This window comes from Pseudomonas sp. YuFO8, from assembly GCF_035065025.1.
Lineage (GTDB): Bacteria > Pseudomonadota > Gammaproteobacteria > Pseudomonadales > Pseudomonadaceae > Aquipseudomonas > Aquipseudomonas putida_AE.
The window spans coordinates 1-444 of record NZ_JAXDEQ010000136.1; the positions used below are offsets into that span (position 1 = coordinate 1).

Sequence of the window (444 nt, forward strand, 5' to 3'; positions counted from 1 at the left end):
TGCCCGAGCCAGGCGTTCAGCGAGCTTCTGCGCTTCTTCCCGTTGCAGCCGTGCATTGCGTTGTTCATAACGGCGTCTTGCCCGGTCGCGCTTGAGAGCTCGTCCTTGCCGTTGCTGATCGTTGGTGGCCAGGCCACCCACAATCGGTAATACGGTGGCGGTCGGACGCATTTCAATGCAGTCAACGGGGCAGGGCGCGACGCAGAGATCGCAACCGGTGCACTCATCGACGATGACCGTGTGCATCAGCTTGGCTGCGCCGACAATGGCATCCACCGGGCAGGCCTGGATGCACTTGGTGCAACCAATGCACTCGGCCTCGCGGATATAGGCGATCTGGGCCGGAGCTTCCCCTCGGCTGATATCCAATTCCAGCACCGGCACGCGCAACAATTGCGCAAGACCCGCAATGGTTTCCTGTCCCCCGGGCGGGCACTTGTTGAT

1 protein-coding gene is annotated in these 444 nt (G+C 61.7%); it reads right to left on the reverse strand.

Going from position 1 to position 444, the window contains the following annotated elements; translation table 11 throughout:
- On the reverse strand, nucleotides 1-444 hold a 444-nt coding region (locus tag SOP95_RS31655), incomplete at both ends, for an RnfABCDGE type electron transport complex subunit B (RefSeq protein ID WP_323609536.1).